19 protein-coding genes are annotated in these 19,021 nt (G+C 67.3%); 4 read left to right on the forward strand and 15 right to left on the reverse strand.

What is annotated here, in order from left to right; all coding sequences use genetic code 11:
- Positions 1–4: 4 nt before the first annotated feature.
- Both BLU62_RS16425 and BLU62_RS16430 read right to left on the reverse strand, forming a co-directional pair.
- Entirely contained in the window at positions 5–985 is a 981-nt protein-coding gene (locus tag BLU62_RS16425; RefSeq protein ID WP_074850740.1) for a cyclase family protein, read from the reverse strand.
- A 233-nt stretch (positions 986–1,218) separates the two neighbouring features.
- On the reverse strand, positions 1,219–2,058 hold the full coding sequence (locus BLU62_RS16430) for a TetR family transcriptional regulator (RefSeq protein ID WP_074852951.1): 840 nt from the start codon (positions 2,056–2,058) through the stop codon (positions 1,219–1,221).
- A 96-nt stretch (positions 2,059–2,154) separates the two neighbouring features.
- On the opposite strand from BLU62_RS16430, the gene BLU62_RS16435 reads away from it, so the two are divergent.
- Positions 2,155–3,792: a class I adenylate-forming enzyme family protein gene (locus BLU62_RS16435; RefSeq protein ID WP_074850742.1), complete on the forward strand. Its 1,638-nt coding sequence runs from the start codon at positions 2,155–2,157 to the stop codon at positions 3,790–3,792.
- Here BLU62_RS16435 and BLU62_RS16440 read toward each other — a convergent pair whose 3' ends face one another.
- The 8 genes from BLU62_RS16440 to BLU62_RS16475 form a co-directional block, all read right to left on the reverse strand.
- Entirely contained in the window at positions 3,793–4,434 is a 642-nt protein-coding gene (locus BLU62_RS16440; protein ID WP_074850743.1) for a TetR/AcrR family transcriptional regulator, read from the reverse strand.
- A gap of 15 nt (positions 4,435–4,449) precedes the next feature.
- On the reverse strand, positions 4,450–5,070 hold the full coding sequence (locus BLU62_RS16445) for a nitroreductase family protein (protein WP_074850745.1): 621 nt from the start codon (positions 5,068–5,070) through the stop codon (positions 4,450–4,452).
- A gap of 80 nt (positions 5,071–5,150) precedes the next feature.
- Positions 5,151–5,456, reverse strand: coding sequence for a hypothetical protein (locus BLU62_RS16450; RefSeq protein ID WP_074850747.1), 306 nt, complete (start codon positions 5,454–5,456; stop codon positions 5,151–5,153).
- Positions 5,456–5,749: a hypothetical protein gene (locus BLU62_RS16455; protein ID WP_074852952.1), complete on the reverse strand. Its 294-nt coding sequence runs from the start codon at positions 5,747–5,749 to the stop codon at positions 5,456–5,458. The genes BLU62_RS16450 and BLU62_RS16455 overlap by 1 nt, the downstream gene beginning before the upstream one ends.
- 11 nt (positions 5,750–5,760) lie before the next feature.
- Positions 5,761–7,110, reverse strand: coding sequence for a hypothetical protein (locus BLU62_RS16460; RefSeq protein WP_244278209.1), 1,350 nt, complete (start codon positions 7,108–7,110; stop codon positions 5,761–5,763).
- A 2-nt stretch (positions 7,111–7,112) separates the two neighbouring features.
- Positions 7,113–7,298, reverse strand: coding sequence for a hypothetical protein (locus BLU62_RS33880; RefSeq protein ID WP_244278210.1), 186 nt, complete (start codon positions 7,296–7,298; stop codon positions 7,113–7,115).
- 219 nt (positions 7,299–7,517) lie between these two features.
- On the reverse strand, positions 7,518–7,916 hold the full coding sequence (locus tag BLU62_RS16470) for an NUDIX hydrolase (RefSeq protein ID WP_074850751.1): 399 nt from the start codon (positions 7,914–7,916) through the stop codon (positions 7,518–7,520).
- A complete protein-coding gene (locus tag BLU62_RS16475; RefSeq protein ID WP_074850753.1) occupies positions 7,913–9,382 on the reverse strand; it encodes a carboxyl transferase domain-containing protein in 1,470 nt (489 codons plus the stop codon). The genes BLU62_RS16470 and BLU62_RS16475 overlap by 4 nt, the downstream gene beginning before the upstream one ends.
- A gap of 110 nt (positions 9,383–9,492) precedes the next feature.
- On the opposite strand from BLU62_RS16475, the gene BLU62_RS16480 reads away from it, so the two are divergent.
- Entirely contained in the window at positions 9,493–9,957 is a 465-nt protein-coding gene (locus tag BLU62_RS16480; RefSeq protein WP_074850755.1) for an SRPBCC family protein, read from the forward strand.
- Here BLU62_RS16480 and BLU62_RS16485 read toward each other — a convergent pair.
- Together BLU62_RS16485 and BLU62_RS16490 are read right to left on the reverse strand one after the other, a co-directional pair.
- Complete coding sequence (locus tag BLU62_RS16485; protein ID WP_074850756.1) at positions 9,941–10,417, reverse strand: RDD family protein; 477 nt, start codon at positions 10,415–10,417, stop codon at positions 9,941–9,943. The two genes, BLU62_RS16480 and BLU62_RS16485, sit on opposite strands and share 17 nt — an antisense overlap.
- A complete protein-coding gene (locus BLU62_RS16490) occupies positions 10,414–11,097 on the reverse strand; it encodes a hypothetical protein (protein ID WP_244278212.1) in 684 nt (227 codons plus the stop codon). The genes BLU62_RS16485 and BLU62_RS16490 overlap by 4 nt, the downstream gene beginning before the upstream one ends.
- Positions 11,098–11,257: 160 nt before the next feature.
- Here BLU62_RS16490 and BLU62_RS16495 point away from each other — a divergent pair, with 160 nt between their 5' ends.
- Positions 11,258–12,304, forward strand: coding sequence for a GmrSD restriction endonuclease domain-containing protein (locus BLU62_RS16495; protein ID WP_074850760.1), 1,047 nt, complete (start codon positions 11,258–11,260; stop codon positions 12,302–12,304).
- 83 nt (positions 12,305–12,387) lie between these two features.
- Here the strand turns inward: BLU62_RS16495 and sucD are convergent, their stop codons facing one another.
- Together sucD and sucC are read right to left on the reverse strand one after the other, a co-directional pair.
- A complete protein-coding gene (sucD, locus tag BLU62_RS16500; RefSeq protein ID WP_074850762.1) occupies positions 12,388–13,290 on the reverse strand; it encodes a succinate--CoA ligase subunit alpha in 903 nt (300 codons plus the stop codon).
- Between the two features lie 14 nt (positions 13,291–13,304).
- A complete protein-coding gene (gene sucC, locus BLU62_RS16505; protein WP_074850764.1) occupies positions 13,305–14,468 on the reverse strand; it encodes an ADP-forming succinate--CoA ligase subunit beta in 1,164 nt (387 codons plus the stop codon).
- Between the two features lie 451 nt (positions 14,469–14,919).
- Here sucC and BLU62_RS16510 point away from each other — a divergent pair, with 451 nt between their 5' ends.
- Positions 14,920–16,080 carry a M23 family metallopeptidase gene (locus BLU62_RS16510; protein WP_074850766.1) on the forward strand — a complete coding sequence of 387 codons (1,161 nt, stop codon included), beginning with the start codon at positions 14,920–14,922 and terminating at the stop codon, positions 16,078–16,080.
- A 317-nt stretch (positions 16,081–16,397) separates the two neighbouring features.
- Here the strand turns inward: BLU62_RS16510 and BLU62_RS16515 are convergent, their stop codons facing one another.
- Positions 16,398–18,905: a UvrD-helicase domain-containing protein gene (locus tag BLU62_RS16515; RefSeq protein ID WP_074850768.1), complete on the reverse strand. Its 2,508-nt coding sequence runs from the start codon at positions 18,903–18,905 to the stop codon at positions 16,398–16,400.
- Positions 18,906–19,021: the final 116 nt, after the last annotated feature.

The raw sequence follows: 19,021 nt of genomic DNA on the forward strand, positions 1-19,021 counted from the left end.
TGACTCAGCGAATGACGACGGGGTTCACCGGCGCACCGGTGCCGCTGACGACCTTGAGCGGAGCCGCGACGTAAAGGAAGCTCCAGCGGTTGTCGGCGGCACACGCCTCGGCGAGCTCCTCGAGCCAGACGATCTCGGTGAACACGACACCCAGGTTGCGCATGAGCGCGTTGTGAAGGGGAAGCGCCACACCGGATTCCGGATCGGTGGTGACCTCGTTGGCGATGGTGTCGGTGACCAGGTTCGGGATCTCCTTGTCCTGGAACCACTGCACCAGCTCACGCGAGTAGGTCAGGCCGGGCTCGCAGAAGCCGTCGTAGAACTCCTCCGGGTTGTTCAGCTCGTACCAGTAGGTGAGCCACCCCGTGCGGATGATCAGGACGTCGTGGGGCTCGATGGTGACACCCTGTGCGGCAGCGGCGGCTTCGAGGTCGTTGTGGTCGAAGGTCTCACCCTTCTCCAAGTACTTCTTGCCGCGGTAGCGGGCCATGTCGATGAGCACGCCACGGCCGACGACGCCCTTCTCGGCGATCGGCAGGACGGACGCCTTGTCCAGTGCGTCGACGGTGCTGCGTGCGTCGTAGCCGTTGTAGAGCTTGCCGTCGTACCAGACGTGACCGAGGGCGTCGTACTGCGTGGAGCCCTGCAGGAAGATGTTCGCGGTGTCGTCGGCGTAGTGCAGACCACCGGGGAACTGCGGTGCGCCCTCGCCGTCCCACGACGACTCGTCGAGGATGTTGGTGCGGTTGATGCCCTCACGACCCGGCCACAGCGGGTCGCCGGGGCTCTCCTTGCGGCCCATCTCGATCTGCAGGGTGAAGGTCTCGCCCGACTTGATGTGCCCGACACCGCGCAGGACCTCGCTCGCGTCGAGATAGTTCAGGGCGCCCACCTCGTCGTCGGGTCCCCACTTGCCCCAGTTGGAAGGGGCGTCTGCACCCAGCAGTTCACCCATGGACGGTGCAGTGGTCTCGATCTCGGCCATCTCATCTCCTCTGACTCGAACAATGCGGACTGAACTTGGTGAGCGCTCGCTCGGTAAGTTCATTGTGACGAGCATCGCATTCGATCACGAGGCCGTCAAGAGGCGAAATCCACGATGTCTCAGCGTTTGTCAGGGAAAGCAGCGAAAGCCCAGCACAGTCGAGTAGTTCAGAAAAGCTGAACAAGCGCTGGCGGCGATGTTTCCCGGCGATGGGGGACGGAGACCAGGGAGACCTAGTGGCCGGTGTGGAAACCCACCATGCCGAGCGCGAGATCCGCGTACTCGCGGGCGATCCGGCGCCCCTGCGCCACGTCGGCGTCGTCGGTCCAGGTCGGGACGGCCAGGCACATCGTGACGATGGCCTTGGTCGCCACGGACAGATCCCCGGACCGGAAGAACCCGAGGTCGGCGGCACGCCGGGCCGTGTCGTGCAGGCGGCCCTCGATCTGCGCCATCGACGCCTGCAGATGTGTGCGGTTGGGTTCCTCGAGGCGTCGCAACTCCGTCGCCAGGACCAGCGCGAGCGCGCGTCGCTCGACGTGGAACAGCGTGAGCGCCTCCACCATGTTCGCGAACGCGCTCACCGCGTCGACGCCGTCGCCGGCCGCGTCGAGGCGTTGTGCCAGGTCAGCGTGTGCGATGTTGACCAGCGCGACGAGCAGATGCTGCTTACTCGGGTAGTGGTGATAGATCCCGGCGACGCTGATGTCGGCGCCGGCCGCGATGAGTCGCATCGTCGCGCCGTGGTAGCCGAGCTCCTCGAAGACGTCGATCGCCGACTCCAGCACCGGGTCGAGGGCCAGCGGCGCGAAGGCGCGCCAGTCCGTCGGGTCCGCGTCGGCGTCGACCTTCTCCGGCTGCGGAGGTTCCAGGAAGCGGGCGACAGGCACGTCCAGGCACTGCGCGATCTCCCGGAGGCGGTCGACGGTGAGCCCGACCTTGCCGTTCTCGATGGCACTCATGGTCCCGACACTCACCCCGATGCCGGCCGCCAGCCCACGCAGCGTCACGCCCGCCTGCTTGCGCAACTCGCGCACGGTGGCGCCGCTGTCGGTCACCGGTTGTTCGACCACACTGAACACCTTATGGGGACGCGCCCATTTTCGTAGACTCCTTCTCGTGGTCCACAACCTCTCGCATCGCTCGTGTCACGCCGAACGCACGTACGCATGAACGCCTACGAAGGCCGTTTATGGCTGGCCCACTACCCGTCCGGACTGGCCGATCATCTCGACCTCGAGTTCGGCTCCCCGCTGGAGATGTTCGACGCGGCTCTCGCGTCGGCACCCGACGACCCGGCCGTCCGCTACTTCGGCGCGACGCTCAGCTGGGCCGACCTCGACGCCGCGTCGGACGCGCTCGCCCACGTCCTGCAGACGCACGGTTTCGCGACCGGCGACCGCCTGGGGATCGCGGTCCAGAACGGACCGGCGATCCTGCTCGGGCTCCTCGCCGCCTGGAAGACCGGTGGCGTCGCCGCCCTCATCAGCCCCATGTACAAGCGTTCTGAATTCCGCAGGGCGCTGGACGATTTCACGCCGAGCGCACTCCTCGTGCTCGACGACGTGCTCGCCGAGGTGACCGACGAGGTGACCGGGTCCGTCGACCTCGTCATCACCGTCTCCCCTCTCGACTTCGCCGGCAACGACGATGTGCAGCGCGTCTTCGAGGTGTCCCGGGTCCCGGCCGCCGGCACCGTCGGACTCCTCGACGTCATCGCCACCGGTTCGCGCGACGTGACCCGGCAGGCCACCGCACCGGACGACATCGCCGTGCTGGCGCCGACGTCGGGAACCACCGGACCGCCCAAGGGCGCCAAACTGACCCACCGCAATCTCGCGTTCAGCGCCCAGGCCTATCGCGACTGGACCGGCCTGCAGACCGGTGAACCGATCCTGTGCATGTCGCCGATCTTCCACGTCACCGGGCTGGTGGGTTCGGTGATGCTGGCGTTGTCCCTCCGGTCGCCGCTCATCCTGACCCACCGGTTCGACGCCGGTCTGGTCCTCGACGCGGTGCGCACCTGGCGTCCGGCCTTCTCCGTCGCCGCCATCACCGCGTACATCGCGCTCGCCGATCATCCCGACGCATCGCCGGAAGCGATGAGCTCATTGCGTCTCCGCTACTCGGGCGGCGCGCCGGTCCTGCCCGAGGTGGCCGAGCGACTCTCCGAACGCCTCGGCGGGATGATCCACAACGTGTACGGGCAGACCGAGTCAACGTCGCCGACGCACATGGTCCCGCCAGGCGCACACGCGCCGGTCGACCCCGAGACCGGTGCACTCTCGGTGGGCCTGCCGATCTTCGACACGATGGCCCGCGTCGTCGACGAGAGCGGAGAACCGGTGCCGCCGGGGACATTCGGTGAGATCGTGACCGCCGGTCCGCAGATCGCCGCGGGCTACTGGGGGCAGGCCGACGACGCCGGCTCGGCGCTGAGGGACGGCGAGATGCGTACCGGCGACGTGGGATTCATGGACGCCGACGGATGGTTCTACGTCATCGACCGCAGCAACGACCTGATCAACGCCGCCGGCTACAAGATCTGGCCGTTCGAGATCGAGCAGGTGCTGCAATCGCATCCCGCGGTCCTGGAGACTGCGGTGGTCGGGATCCCCGACGACTACCGCGGCGAGTCGACGCGCGCCTACGTCGCCCTTCAGCCGGGCGCGGAGGTCACCGCCACCGAACTCATCGAGTTCTGTCGCGAACGGATGGCGGCGTACAAGTACCCGCGCGAGATCGAGATCGTCGGCGCACTCCCCCGCAGCGCGACCGGCAAGTTGTTGCGCCGCGAACTCCGCTGATCAGGCCCGGCAGCCCAGCGCGGCGAGCGCCATCGCGGTCAGCAGATGCCGTAGCTCGGTCTCGTCGTAGTCGGGCAACCGGGGTGAGGAGTTCAGCAGGCCGAACGTGGCGTGCACGCGGACGCGGGCCTCGGCGCGGTCCAGGGTGCGGCCGTCCTCCTCGTAGACGCCGATCACCACATCGACCCAACGTTCGACGTAGCGCCGCTGCAGCAGGCGGACCCGGTGATTGGCCTCCGGCGTCATCGACGACAGATCGCGGTCCTGGACGACGATCAGATCGGGTTTCGTGACGAGCACGTCGATGTGAAAACCGATGAGCGCCAACAGCGTCTCGGCCGGCGGATCGCCGCGGTCGACGACCTCGGCACCGCCGTCGTGCAACCGTTGGCTGATGTCGACGAGCATCTCGTCGAGCAGTTCGGTCTTCGACGAGAAGTGCCGGTACATGGCCGGCCCGCTCACCCCGACGGCGCGCCCGATGTCCTCGAGGCGCACCCCGGCAAATCCGCGTTCGGCCATCTGCCGGGCGGCCGCGGTGAGCAACTCGGCGCGCCGGGCCGCCTTGGCCTGCGTGCGGCGGGTCGGCGGGCGGGGGGCGTCCCCCGTCCCGACCTGCGGTGTGTCACTCGTCGCGGACATGGATCCGCACTCTACTCACCAACCGTCGATGTGAAGTACCGAGTCGAGAGGCTTGCGGGGAGCAGGCTTGAAGTCGGTGCCCGTGTAGTAGGCCACCGGCAGCAGGACGCCCTGGTGGATGCCGTCCGGGATGCCGAGCAGCTCGGCGATCTCCTTCTCGTGGGCGAGGTGAAGCGTGGTCCACGCCGAGCCCAGTCCGCGGGCGCGCAGGGCGAGCTGCAGGCTCCAGGCGCCCGGGAGCAGCGACCCCCAGACCCCCGCCTGGTTGCCCTCGGGCAGGTCACCGCCGGTGTAGATCGCACCGATGACCAGCACCGGAACCTGGCCCATCGTGTCGGCGAGGTACTGCGCGCTGGACGCGACGCGCTTGCCGGTCTCGTCGCGCGGCTGTTGGGCGGCGTAGTAGTGGGAGAAGGACTGCGCGTAGTAGTCGGCGACCTTCTGTTTCAGTTCGGGATCGGTGAGCACGATCCAGTGCCAGGTCTGACTGTTGCTCCCGGTCGGCGCCTGCAGTGCGACCTCGAGCGCTTCCTTGACCACGTCGAGCGGGACCGGGCGGTCGTAGTCGAGACGTTTGCGCACCGAGCGCGTCGTCGTGAGGAGTTGGTCGGGGTCGAGCGGCAGGAGTTCGGTCATGTCCCCCATCTTCCACACGTCGGGCGGTGGGCACCACCAGCCGTGGTCAGATCAGGCTCGGACCGGGCGGCTTCGTCGGTTCAGGCGATGGCCGATCCGAGCGCGGCCCCGGCCAGGAGAACAGGTATCGAGATGATCGCTCCGGCACCACCCGCCACAAGTCCCGTTCCGGCCCGCCGTACCGATCGCACGCCCCGAACGGGTGCCGTGCTCAGTGCGAGCAGGACCAGCCCGGTCACCGGTGGCCCGACGACCAGCCACACCGCATCCCTGGAGGCCAATCCGGTGAACGGCAACGACATCAGGAGCATCCCGATCACCACTGCACCGAACGATTCCGGCCCGAACCAGTCCTCACGTCGATACCTCGTCGGCAGGGTCGTCATCACAGTGTCACCAACGCGACGTACGCGACCACCACACTCGCGGCCAAGACACCCAGAGCTGCTCCCGCACACCTCGGTGTTCGGCGCCACCACAGGCCGACAGCGATCGCCAGAAGGACCACGCCTGCAATGACTATCACCACTCCCAGCGACGACGACCACTCCGGATTCAGTCGGTCCGTGATCCCGGCCAGAATCATGAAGACGAAAATGGCGAATACCACCGAGACCGGTACGGCCACGGTGGCTGCCTGCCAGAATCGGGAATCCGCGAGTAGCGCACGATGCTTCATCGGCCGCGACACTATCGCACCATGACAACGGTGGGGGGATTGTCCGGGTCTCCGAGGTTCGTCGGTCTGTTCCGTTCCCAGTCCGGGTCGTCGAAGTCGGCCTTGAAGGGATCCATCATCGCTCGGCCCCCGCCGACCTCGTGGTAGTCCGGCAGATTGAACAGCGGCCCCACTGCACTGCCGGAGTCGGCCGCGTCGATCAGCACGGGGCGGCTCTGTCCGGCCGAACTGTCCTGGTAGATCTCGACCGACGGATAATCGGTGATCTCACCACCGGCAATGATCCGAGCAGTGCCGGGGTTTCCGCTGGTCGGTTGCAGGACAAGCGAGCCGTTGACGGTGTGGCCGGTGACCGAGGCGCCGGGCGGCGCGAACGGATTGACCGCGTCGTACTGAATCATGACCGATCCATCGGGTCGCTGCTGTGCCTGGACCTCAGGCTCACCGACCCGGACCTGACCAGTGGAGTCGACCGAGGGATTCTGTCTCGTGACGATCAGGCCGTTCTCGTAGTCCACGTACATGACGACACGGGCATGCTCCGGGTCGAAGTTCGGAACCTCTGCCCGATCGTCCCCCAGGTCGTAGTGCGGAGCATTGAACACCTCGGCCGCCGGTATGTACAGTGCTGCGCGTACAACACCTTGCCCGGGCACCGGTTCGATGCGCGCGACCTTGATTCCGGGTCCCACGCCTTGGTATTTCGGGTCGTAACTGTTCGGATTCAGCGCCTCGGCAGTCTTCCAGTCGACCGGGCCAGATGGTTCGCGCCCGAAGATCTCCTCGAAGGCAGCCGCAGAGGCACGCATGCGCTCCGGATCTGCGCGCGGACTCTGTCGTTTGGAGTCCGCGATCACCGCGAGCGCAGACGTCAGTGCTTCCTCTGGCGCCATGGTCGCGAGAGTCTGGTTCGCCTCGGCGACCTCGGCACCCCAGGTGGCGTCGGCGCCGACGAGAGAGGACACCAATCCGCCGAGTCGGGCCAGCTGCAGTCCTGCTTCGGAACTCCAGTCCTCGACGCCGTCGACGACCCATGAATCAGACAGTGTGACAGGGGGAATCACGTAGTTCTGAATGATCGAACGAATCTCGGAAACGGGATGCGACATCGCCCCATGAGCGCCGGCCGCCGCGGCCGAGAGCGCGTCGTAGCCGGACGCCACCGCGCCGATCTGCTCTCGTTCTCGTTCGGCCCGGTCTTCAGCAGCTCGTCGCCCATCGCCTGTCCAGCCCAGATCATACATCGTGTCTCGCATGGTCTTTGACGTCCCGACCATTGCATCGGCGATCGCCGCGGCCCGTGTGGACAACTCTCGCAGGGAGTCGATGTTCCAACTCAGAACGTCACTCGGAGTGGCCACACTCACCCACCGCTGGTCGCGGAGTTGATGTCGGGCACACCCGCGATGCGAGCTGCGGCCTCCGCGTCGGAGTCGCTGTAGGTGTCCGCAGACAGCGACAGGAGACTTGCGAACTGGTCATACCTCGCCTTGACCACCTGCTTGGCGCGGGTACTCGCCGTATTCGACTCACCAAGCGCAGACCCCACACTGCTCCCCACCAGGCGTGCCGCGACTTCGGCGGCGCCCAGGAAGGGAGCCGAATCGACATCTCCAGAAAGCTGAGCCAGCGTCCCCGACGCCACTCTCAGGCTGTCCGGATTCACTTCAACCGACAAGACAATCCCCTCCCCGCGCCCCTGATTCGGAAGAATATACCGCTGGACGTATCGGCACTGTCGCAGCAGTCCGCATCCGACCGAGGCTCCCTAGCCCAACACTCCGTGCTTGCGGAGATGAGCAAGCAACCCACGTGTCACCGGGAGTTCGGTCAGGTCTCGCGCGGTGAACCAGCCGGCGTCCGCGGCGTCGTCGCCGGCACACAGGGTGCCGGACACGATCCGCGCGGCGAAGTCATGGACCTCGAACACCACGTCGTCGGGTCCCGGGATGTCGACGGTCCACAGCAACTCCCCCACTTCGACGTGAAAGCCGGTTTCCTCCAGCATCTCCCGAGCGACTGCCGCCTCGATCGACTCGCCGGGCTCGACCTTTCCGCCCGGCACCGTCCATTTCCCGGCCTGCGGCGGATTTCGGCGTCGGATCAACAGGATTCGACCCTCGTCGTCGGTCAGCACCGCGCCGACGGCGACCACCCGCCTGGTCATCGTGCGTCCGCCACGGGCACCCGGGTACGTGCTTGCGGGTCGGGCACCGGCGAGCTCGCGAGATGCCGGGCGACCACGTCGCGAATCCCGGCCAGTGCCGCATCGTCGGATTCCGCGTCGACGATCACGTCGACCATCCCCTGCGCGGCCAGGCGACCGGCGAGAATCCCCTGGCGCGAGGACATCTCGTCGGCGTGGTCGAGATCGCGGTAGACGATGAGACTCGCACCCTCGGGCGGCAGCGGCGACAGCCACGCGTCGGCGCGGGCGACGCGCAGGTCCGCGGGGAACAGCGCCAGGGCCGCCCCACCGGCGCCCTGGCCGAGCATCACCGAGACGGTGGGTACTCCGACCTTGATCAATTCGACGGTGCAGCGGGCGATCTGGGCGGCCAGCCCGCCTTCCTCGGCGACCACCGACAACTCCGCTCCCGGTGTGTCGATGACGGTGACGACCGGCAGTCCGAGATCACCCGCCGCCATGATCGCCCGGCGCGCCTCGCGCAGATGCCGGGGACCGGGCAGTTCGCCGTTCTGCTGGGACACCCGGTCGTAACCGACGACCATCGCGACGTTGCCCCCGAAACTGCTCAGCGAGAAGCGAAGTGGTCCGGCATCGGACAACGCCGCCGAGTCCCCCTGTGCAAGAAACTCGGCGAGGCCCGCACGCCCCCGCTCACGGGTGGCCAGGACACTCGCCCAGGCGTCGTGCGCGGGCGTGCCGTCGTCCGGCACGGTGGCCTCGGGGGATTCGTTCGGCGCGGGGGCGTCGTGCAGGGCGAGGAGGCGGAGCACCGATGAGAGCCGGCCCGCGAGCTCGGCGGGTTCCACCACATCGTCGACGACCGTTGTGCGGACGAGGTTCTCGGCCGTCTGCACCCCGTCGGGGAACGGTTTCCCGTGGAGCCCCTCGTAGACGCGGGGACCGAGGAACCCGACGAGCGCACCCGGTTGCGCCCACGTGACGTGACCGAGCGACCCCCAGGAGGCGAACACCCCGCCGGTCGTGGGGTGCCGCAGATAGACGAGGTACGGCAGCCCGGCCGCCTTGTGCACGGTGACGGCCCCGGTGATCGCGACCATCTGGAGAAACGCCGCGGTCCCCTCCTGCATGCGGGTGCCGCCCGACGCGGGCAGCGCGATCAGTGGCATCCGTTCCCGGGTGGCCCGGCCGATGGCCTCGACGATGCGGGCGCCGGCATCACGACCGATGGAACCGCCGAGAAAACCGAACTCGCTGAGCACGATCGCCGCGCGGTGACCGCCGACCAGGCCGGTGCCGGTGATCACCGATTCGTCGGAATCGCTGCGCTCCCGGGCGCGCGCCAGGTCGTCGGCGTAGGCATGGTCGTCGCCGTCGGAGGTGACCGCGGGGCGGACGATCGCGGTGTCCCACGACTCCCACGACCCGTCGTCGACGATCATCCTCCGCAGCTCCACGGCCGACAGCCGTGCCCGTTCACCCATGCCTCCCACCGTATCCCGCTCGTCCGTCTAGCCCCGGAGTGAAGCGATGAATTCCGCTCCCGGCCGGTGTCATACTTCTCGACAGCCCCACCTCGCTCTCAGGAGACACCATGGCCGACACCTTCACCTTCACCCGTTCGATCGTCGTCGACGCCCCGCCCGCCGCGATCCTCCCGTACCTGACCGACTTTCGGCAGTGGGTCCACTGGTCGCCCTGGGAGGGACTCGATCCGGACCTGCATCGGGAGTACTCGGGTGCCGAGTCGGGGGTCGGCGCGAAGTACGCGTGGTCCGGCAACAAGAAGGCCGGACGCGGCGCCATGGAGATCACCCGGGTCGACGCACCGCGCGAGGTCGAGGTCCGCCTCGACTTCGAGAAGCCGATGAAGGCCACCAACACCGTCACCTTCGAACTGACCCCGCAGGGCGAGGCCACCCGGGTCGCATGGGTGATGGTCGGCAAGCACACCCTGTTCAGCCGCATCGGCGGGCTCTTCGGGTTCTTCGAGAAGATGCTCGGCAAGGACTTCGAGAAGGGCCTGGCACAGCTGAAGGCGGTCAGCGAGAGTAGATGACCCGGGTGCGCAGGACGACGTCGGCGACCGAGCGTCGCCGGCGATCGACCACCGCCCATGCCAGTCCGATCGCGAAGAGCGTGCAGATCAGCGCCCGTAGAACCGCGACCGCCGGCCGGATGCGCTCGCCCTTGCCGTTCACCACGCGGAGTCCCATGACCACCGAGCCGAGCGTGCGCCCCGACACCTCCCAGCACGTGGCCAGGTAGAGCACCGAGGTGACCACGAAACCTGTTGTGGTGAAAAACAGATTGACCTCGGGGAACCGGTACTCACTGACCGAGACCACGAACTTCATCAGCGCGAGTCCCGCGTAGCAGGCCCCCAGGATCGTCCAGACGACGAGCAGGTCGAGGAATGCCGCGATACCGCGACTCACGATCCCGGCGTTCTTGTCCCGGTCCTGCACGGCATGCGCCCGATGGACCGCCGGGTGAGCAGGTTTGGGTTCTGCGGTCATTCGGGCGCCCCGTCCTGCCTGGTGGCCTCGACCGCCTCGGCACCACGGCGACGCAGGAAGCGGTTGACCGCGTTGGCGACCGCGTCGTCGGCACGTTCACTGGTGCTGCGCACGTCTGTCATCACGTCGGCGGTGACCGAGGTGCTGGCCTCGCGGATGATGTCGGGGAGGTCGACGCCGTCGATGATCTCCTCGGCCAGCTCGACGAGGTCGACACGGTCGAGGACCGCGTCGATGTCGAGTTTGGCGGCCACCGCGTCGAGGTCGACCTTCCCGATCACCTCGTCGAGGTCGACCAGGCCGATCGCCTTCATCAGATCCACTTGCGCGACAGCACGATCGAGGTCGACGGTCTCGATCACCGCGTCGAGGTCGATGACCGCGAGGACCTCGGCGATGAGCCGCTCGAGGTCGACGTGGTCGAGCACGAGATCGGTGAGGTCCACCTCTTCGGTGAGCACCTCGACGACCTCGCGGATGACCGCACCGAGGATCGTTCGGGTCGTCGTCGCGACCCAGGCGCGGGTGTCGACGACGAAGTCCTGCACGCCGGTACGCGCCGCGCCGACCACTCCGCCCACGACCGGAAGACGCTCGGCGACGTCGATGACGACACCCGCGAAATGCAGCGACTCCCTCGTCAATTGGGATAACGCGCTGCGCCGCGCCTCGGGGTTCACCGACGAATTATCGCACGCGGGGATGAGCCCCGACCGTCGCAATCGTGTCACGTCGAGTGCCATGTAACGGCGCCGGTTCAGGACCGATATGGTGCCCGAGGCCCGTCGAGACAAGTGCGCGTCATGATGATGATCAGTCCTATGAGAGGTTTGCTCGACGATGCCCGAATCCGTACCCCCACGCGCGCGCACGGTGTCCCGATGGTTGCTCGCGGCCCCCGTCGCGGCGTTCACACTCGTCGTCGCCGGCTGCGGCATCAGCCAGCAGACCGCGGCGACGCCGCCGACGCCCGACATCACCTCCGCCGTGGCGGCGCCGACCACCGACGCACCGCTGCCGACCCCCTCGCCCGTGGTCACCGTGGCCTCGGCACCGGCCGCCGACAACGCCCTGAGGACCCTGAGCACCCTGGCCGTCAAGGGTCGCGCACCGAAGACCGGATACGACCGCGCACTGTTCGGGCAGGCCTGGTCCGATGACGTCACCGTCGACGGCGGCCACAACGGCTGCGACACCCGCAACGACATCCTGCGCCGGGACCTGACCGGCATCACCCTGAAACCCGGCTCGAACGGATGCGCCGTCCTGTCGGGCACCCTCGACGATCCGTACACGGGCACGACGATCCGGTTCGTCCGCGGCCAGGCCACATCCTCGGCAGTCCAGATCGATCATGTCGTCGCGCTCTCCGACGCCTGGCAGAAGGGCGCGCAGCAGCTCTCACCGCAGCAGCGCGTCGACTTCGCCAACGACCCGCGCAACCTGCAGGCCGTCGACGGCCCGACGAACCAGAAGAAGGGCGCCGGCGACGCCGCGACCTGGCTGCCGCCGAACAAGGGCCATCGCTGCACCTACGTGAGCCGTCAGGTCGAGGTGAAGGCCGCCTACGAGCTCTGGGTCACGCAGGCCGAGAAGGACGCGATCACCCGCGTCCTGTCCTCCTGCGGCGCCACCGCGTCGGCCCCGACCACCGAGCGCACCGAGACGCGTACCTCCACCGCGACCCCGGTACCGGAGACGACCTACACCCCGCCGCGGCTCTACGCCCCGCCGGCCGAGACGACACCTCCCGCCGAAGCACCTTCCTCCGCGTACTACAAGAACTGCTCGGCCGCACGCGCGGCCGGGGCGGCCCCGCTGTACGCGGGTCAGCCTGGCTACCGCGCCAAGCTCGACCGTGACGGCGACGGGGTCGCCTGCGAGTAGGCACCGCCCCTCAGCGGTCACCGAGGACACGAAAAAACCCGAGCGGGCGATCCCGCTCGGGTTTCTTCGTGTCGAGAGACGACTTACAGGGCCTCGTAGAGCTCCCGTGCCAGCGCGGCGGTCTCGGACGGCGTCTTGCCGACCTTCACGCCCGCAGCCTCGAGGGCTTCCTTCTTGGCCTGCGCGGTGCCGGAGCTACCGGACACGATCGCACCGGCGTGACCCATGGTCTTGCCCTCCGGCGCGGTGAAGCCCGCGACGTAGCCGACGACCGGCTTGGAGACGTTGGCCTTGATGTAGTCGGCGGCCCGCTCCTCGGCGTCGCCACCGATCTCACCGATCATCACGATCAGCTTGGTCTCGGGGTCCTTCTCGAACGCCTCGATGGCGTCGATGTGGGTGGTGCCGATGACCGGGTCGCCGCCGATGCCGATGGCGGTCGAGAAGCCGAGGTCGCGCAGCTCGTACATCATCTGGTAGGTCAGGGTGCCGGACTTGGAGACCAGACCGATCGGGCCCTTGCCGGTGATGTTGTTCGGCGTGATGCCGACCAGTGCCTCACCCGGGGTGATGATGCCGGGGCAGTTCGGACCGATGATGCGGGTCTTCGCGCCCTTCTCCAGGTTGTAGGCCCACGCGTAGGCGCTGTCCTGCACTGGGATGCCCTCGGTGATGACGACCAGCAGCGGGATCTCCGCGTCGATCGCCTCGATGATGGCGTCCTTGGAGAACTTCGGCGGCACGAAGGCGATCGAGGTGTCGGCCCCGGTCTCCTTGATGGCCTCCTCGACGGAGGCGAACACCGGGAGTTCGATGTTGTTGCCGTCGGCGTCGACGTGCGAGACCGTGGTGCCGGCCTTGCGGGCGTTGACGCCGCCGACGACGTTGGTGCCGGCCTTGAGCATCAGGGCGGTGTGCTTGGTGCCCTCACCGCCGGTGATGCCCTGGACGATGACCTTGTTGTCTTTGTTCAGAAAGATCGACATTTTCCGTGGCTCCCTTACTTGCTCGCCAGCTCGGCGGCCTTGTCGGCGCCCGAGTCCATGGTTTCGGCGAGCGTGACCAGCGGGTGGTTCGCATCGGCCAGGATCTTGCGACCTTCGTCGACCTTGTTGCCGTCGAGGCGGACGACGAGAGGCTTGTTGGCCTCCGACCCCAGCTTCTCCAGGGCGCCGACGATGCCGTTGGCGACCGCGTCACACGCGGTGATGCCACCGAAGACGTTCACGAAGACGCTCTTGACCTGCTCGTCGTTCAGGATGACGTCCAGGCCGGCGGCCATGACCTCGGCCGAGGCACCGCCACCGATGTCGAGGAAGTTGGCCGGCTTCACACCGTTGTGCTTCTCACCGGCGTAGGCGACGACGTCGAGGGTCGACATGACCAGACCCGCACCGTTGCCGATGATGCCGACCTGACCGTCGAGCTTGACGTAGTTGAGGTCGTTCTCCTTGGCCTTGAGCTCGAGCGGATCGGTCGCGTCGATATCGGCGAACTCAGCGTGGCCGGGCTGACGGAAGTCGGCGTTCTCGTCGAGGGTGACCTTGCCGTCGAGGGCCAGGATCTGATCGTCCGGGGTGCGGACGAGCGGGTTGACCTCCACCAGGGTGGCGTCTTCGGCGACGAAGACCTCCCACAGCTTCTGGATGGTCACGGCGGCGGCGTCGAGGACCTCGGCGGGCAGATGGCCCTGCTCGGCGATCGAGCGGGCGGTCTCCAGATCGACACCCTTCACGGCGTCGACGGCGACCTTGGCGAGGCGCTCGGGCTTGGTTGCGGCGACCTCTTCGATCTCCATGCCGCCCTCGACCGAGCACATGGCCAGGTAGGTGCGGTTGGCGCGATCGAGAAGGAAGGAGATGTAGTACTCCTCCGCGATGTCACTGGCCTCGGCGACCAGCAACTTCTTGACGACGTGGCCCTTGATGTCGAGGCCAAGGATGTTGGAGGCATGGGACTGCGCGTCGTCCGGGGTCGCGGCGTACTTCACGCCGCCTGCCTTGCCACGTCCGCCGGTCTTGACCTGCGCCTTGATCATCACAGGCTTGCCGATTTCCTCGGCAATCGCCCGCGCGTCGGCGGCATCATCGGTCACCCGACCGGGTGTGGTGGGAACCCCGTGCTTGGCGAACAGTTCCTTCGCCTGGTATTCGAAGAGATCCATTCAGCTCACCATCTCGTAGATTTGCCCGCCCAAGGGTGTAACGCGGGCCATATCGGACTCTAAACCCGTACTGGATCGCCGCTTCGCGCGCACCCTGCCCTTGTGCGACAGATCACTCGCTCGGTCGGCGAACTTACTCGCGGGTACGTGACGACACGTCTCACCTGGGATATTCGCAGCAGTAAGGACCCGACCGGGCGCGCGGCCGTCGCACGGTGTTCAATCGATCGCGGCGACGATCCCGGCAAGGCAGCGCGATACAAGCTGGCGAACCCGAGATTCGACGGCGTGACGAAGTGCGGGAAAGTTTGTGACCCAGCTCACAAATTTCCGGTTAGCGGCTTTCTACGGTTGGACTTGCCGCAATCATTTCGTTACCGTCGGCTCTCAGCGATTGGTCACAAAAGGATTACGGACGATGATTTCGGATCCGCGGCAGCGAAGAGATGAGGTGGACGATTTGGCGGGACCCGGAGTCTCACGCGGATCGAGCCGCGTCCGATCGGGCGGGTTGGTCGACGACATCACGGCAGAAGAGATGACCACCATCATCCCCTTCGTCGACGGCGACACCGACTACGACCTCAGCGACTACGACTTCGGCTACGAAGCCCCCGGCACGTCTGCTTCCACCACCCGGACACCGTCCGAAGAGACCACCTGGACCCCCTCGTCCTGGAAGGGCTACTACCGCCCGACCCACTCGGAGATCACTCAGGACATCCTGATCCCCGAGCACGAGTTCGATCAGTACGCGCATGACGAGCCGTTCGACGTCGAAGGCGCCGAGCTCGACATGCTCGTCGACGACCAGGATCACGCAGATCTCGATGAGTCCGATGCCGGACTCCGCCCGTTCCGTACGAATCCGGCCGGCCAGCGCATCCGTCGCGGCGGCAAGCACCGCATCGCGGCCCCGCCGAACGTCCTCAAGGGCGGACGCGCCGCTCTGATCGCCATGGCAGCCGGCGCAGCCGTCGCCGCCGTCTCCCAGGTCGGCGCCACCGACGACGCGTCGAACACGGCCGCGGTGAACGCCGCAGCGGTCACCGACGCCACCGCACCCGTCGATCTCGGTCCGGGCGTCGCAGCGGCAACGCCCCTGACCGACCAGATGAACGTCTTCTCCGGTCAGCTCGGCGTCGGCGCCAAGATGGCCGCCGACGAGGCGCAGCGCGAGGCCCTGGCCCGCCGCCCGCTCTTCACCTCGCCGATCCCGCTCGGCAAGTACGACTTCACCTCCGCCTTCGCGATGCGCTGGGGCACCATGCACGGCGGCATCGACATGGCCGCCCCGCTCGGTACCCCCATCCATGCGGCGACCGACGGCGTCGTCATCAAGGCCGAGCCGGCCTCCGGATACGGCCACTGGGTTCAGGTCCGCGCCGACGACGGCACGGTCACCATGTACGGCCACATGTCCTCGTCGGGCGTCCTCGTCAGCGAAGGCCAGCACGTCACCGCCGGCGACGTCATCGCCCTCGTGGGCAACGAAGGCTTCTCGTTCGGTCCGCACCTCCACTTCGAGGTGTGGAAGAACGGCAACACCAAGATCGATCCCGTGCCGTGGCTCGCCGCCAAGGGCGTCAAGCTCGCCGGCTACACGGGCTAGATTTTCTCCGGCGCCCTTCGTGACGCCCTCCGCAAGCTCCGGGCTCCTCAGGGAGCGATGGGGAGCGCACGCATCCACCGATCCCTGAGGTGCGAGAAGCGATGGGGAACGCACGCATCCACCGATCCCTGAGGTGCGAGAAGCGATGGGGAACGCACGCATCCACCGATCCCTGAGGTGCGAGAAGCGATGGGGAGCGCACGCATCCACCGATCCCTGAGGTGCGAGAAGCGATGGGGAGCGCACGCATCCACCGATCCCTGAGGTGCAAGGAGCGATAGCGACGAGCCTCGAAGGGCCCGCCGCCGCACCACTTGCTACAGCTTGTCCCCCGGGATACCGCCCGCGGTCAGCAAGGTGACGCGTCCGGCGCTGCCGCCGTAGTCGATGGTGACACGTTCGGTGGCGCCACTCCCCTCCTTGGCCACGACCTTGCCCATGCCGTACTTGGGATGGTTGTGCCGGTCGCCGATGTCGAGGTGCACCTGCTTGTTGCGTCCGCGGCCCGGGTCGGCGGAGTACGACGACCGGCCGCGGCCGAACGACGAGCCGCCCGACTCCGAGAAGGCGCCGTCGCGCCCGAACACGCCGCCCGACGATCCGCCGAACCCACGCGCACCACGACGCGGCTCGGTGCGCCGCCAGTCGATCAGGTGCTGCGGGATCTCTTGCAGGAAGCGGGATTCCGGATTCGATACCGGCTGCCCCCATGATGCGCGGGTCACCGACCGGGTCAGGTACAGACGCTGCTTGGCACGCGTGATGCCGACGTAGGCGAGTCGACGTTCCTCGCTCAGTTCGTTCGGATCACCCAGTGCACGCATATGCGGGAAATGGCCGTCCTCCCAACCGGTCACGAACACGACCGGGAACTCGAGGCCCTTCGCGGTGTGCAGCGTCATCATCGTGACGACGCCGTCACCCTCGTCGGGCACCTGGTCGGCGTCGGCGACCAGCGAGACCCGTTCCAGAAACGCTGCGAGAGAACCCGGTTCGGGCTCGCCCTCGCGGTCGACCTCGATAGACGGATCGTCGTCGGCCTCCAGATCGACCTGCGCGGCGTCGGCACTGAATTCCCGTGCGACGGCAACGAGTTCGTTGATGTTGTCGAGTCGTGCGCCGTCCTGGGGGTCGTTCGACGCCTCCAGTTCGGCACGGTAACCGGTACGTTCGACGATCGCGTCGACGAGTTCACCGATGTCGGCGGACTCCTCGGTGGCGTCGAGGAAGGCGGTGTCGGCGTCCTCGGTGTCGGATTCGCCGAAATGCGTGAGGAAGTCGGCGCGCAGCCCCTCGATGAGTTCGACGAAACCGCCGATCTGCTTGACCGCGCGCGTGTTCAGCAGCGCCACCTTGCCCTCGGCGGCGTCGATGAGCGACTCGTAGAAGCTGCGTCCGGTGTTCTCCGAATGCACGGCGACGCAGGCCTCGGCGCGGTCGCCGATGCCGCGTCGGGGGGTGTTGAGGATGCGTCGCAGGCTCACCGAGTCGTCCGGGTTGGCGACCACCCGCAGGTAGGCGACCACGTCCCGAACCTCTTTGCGCTCATAGAACTTGGTGCCGCCGACCACCTTGTAGGGGATGCCGTGGCGGACGAACACCTCCTCGATCGCACGTGAGCCGGTGTTGGTGCGGTAGAACACCGCGACGTCGGAGTACTTGTGGCTCGAGCTTCCGCCGATCGAGTAGTCGGTGAGCTCCTCGATCTCCTTGGCGATGAACGTCGACTCCTCACGATCGGAGTCGGCGACGTAGCCGACGATGAGTTCGCCGTCGCCGGAGTCGGTCCACAGCTTCTTCTCGCGGCGGTTGGTGTTGCGCGAGATGACCGCGTTGGCCGCCGACAGGATGGTCTGCGTCGAGCGGTAGTTCTGTTCGAGCAGAACGGTTTCGGCGTTCGAGAAGTCGCGCTCGAACTCCTCGATGTTGCGGATCGTGGCGCCGCGGAAGGCATAGATCGACTGGTCGGCGTCACCGACGACGCACAGTTCCGACGGTTCGAGTCCGCTCGCCGTGGTCTGCTCCCCCACCAGCTCGCGGATCAGCACATACTGCGCGTGGTTGGTGTCCTGGTACTCGTCGACGAGCACGTGGCGGAACCGGCGCCGGTAGTACTCGGCGACCTGCGGGTGCCGGTGCAGGAGTGCGACGGTCTCGCCGATCAGGTCGTCGAAGTCGAATGCGTTCGCCGCCCGCAGCCGACGCTGGTACTCCGCGTAGATCCGGGCGATGGTCGCCGCGGCCAGATCGTCCTCGTTCACCGCGGCCGCCGCCGCGTCGGGCGAGATCAGCTCGTTCTTGTAGTTCGAGATGGCCACCGAGACGCCCCGCGGACTGAACTTCTTGGGGTCCAGATCGAGGTCGCGGATGATCATGCCCAGCAACCGCTTCGAGTCGTCGGCGTCGTAGATGGAGAAGTTGGAGTTCATCGACTCCAGGAGCCCCGACTGTGCCCGCAGGATGCGGACGCAGGTCGAGTGGAAGGTCGAGACCCACATGTAGGCGGCCCGCGGCCCGACCAGGTCGATGACGCGTTCGCGCATCTCGGCGGCGGCCTTGTTGGTGAAGGTGATCGCCAGGATCTGCCCGGGGGTGACGTCGCGCGCCGCCAGCAGGTACGCGATGCGGCGGGTCAGGACCGAGGTCTTGCCCGACCCGGCGCCGGCCACGATCAGCAGCGGCGCGCCCGCGTGGAGCACCGCGGCACGCTGCTGCGGGTTGAGGCCCTCGAGCAGGCGTGCGACACGGTCGTCGGCGGCAGCCGTCCCCGACGAGGGGGAAGACGTACGACCGGCGAGGAGAGGGGCAGAAGAAGAGCTGTTCATCGGTAGTCCAGGCTACCCGGACCGGCCGACACCTTCCCGCAGGCCTTGCGCCCGAACGCCCGTCGGCCGATCGGTCGACCCGCCGCGTGCGTTGACACCCGAGACGTCGGCTCCCG

The organism is Gordonia westfalica (assembly GCF_900105725.1).
In the GTDB taxonomy this organism is placed as follows: Bacteria; Actinomycetota; Actinomycetes; order Mycobacteriales; family Mycobacteriaceae; genus Gordonia; species Gordonia westfalica.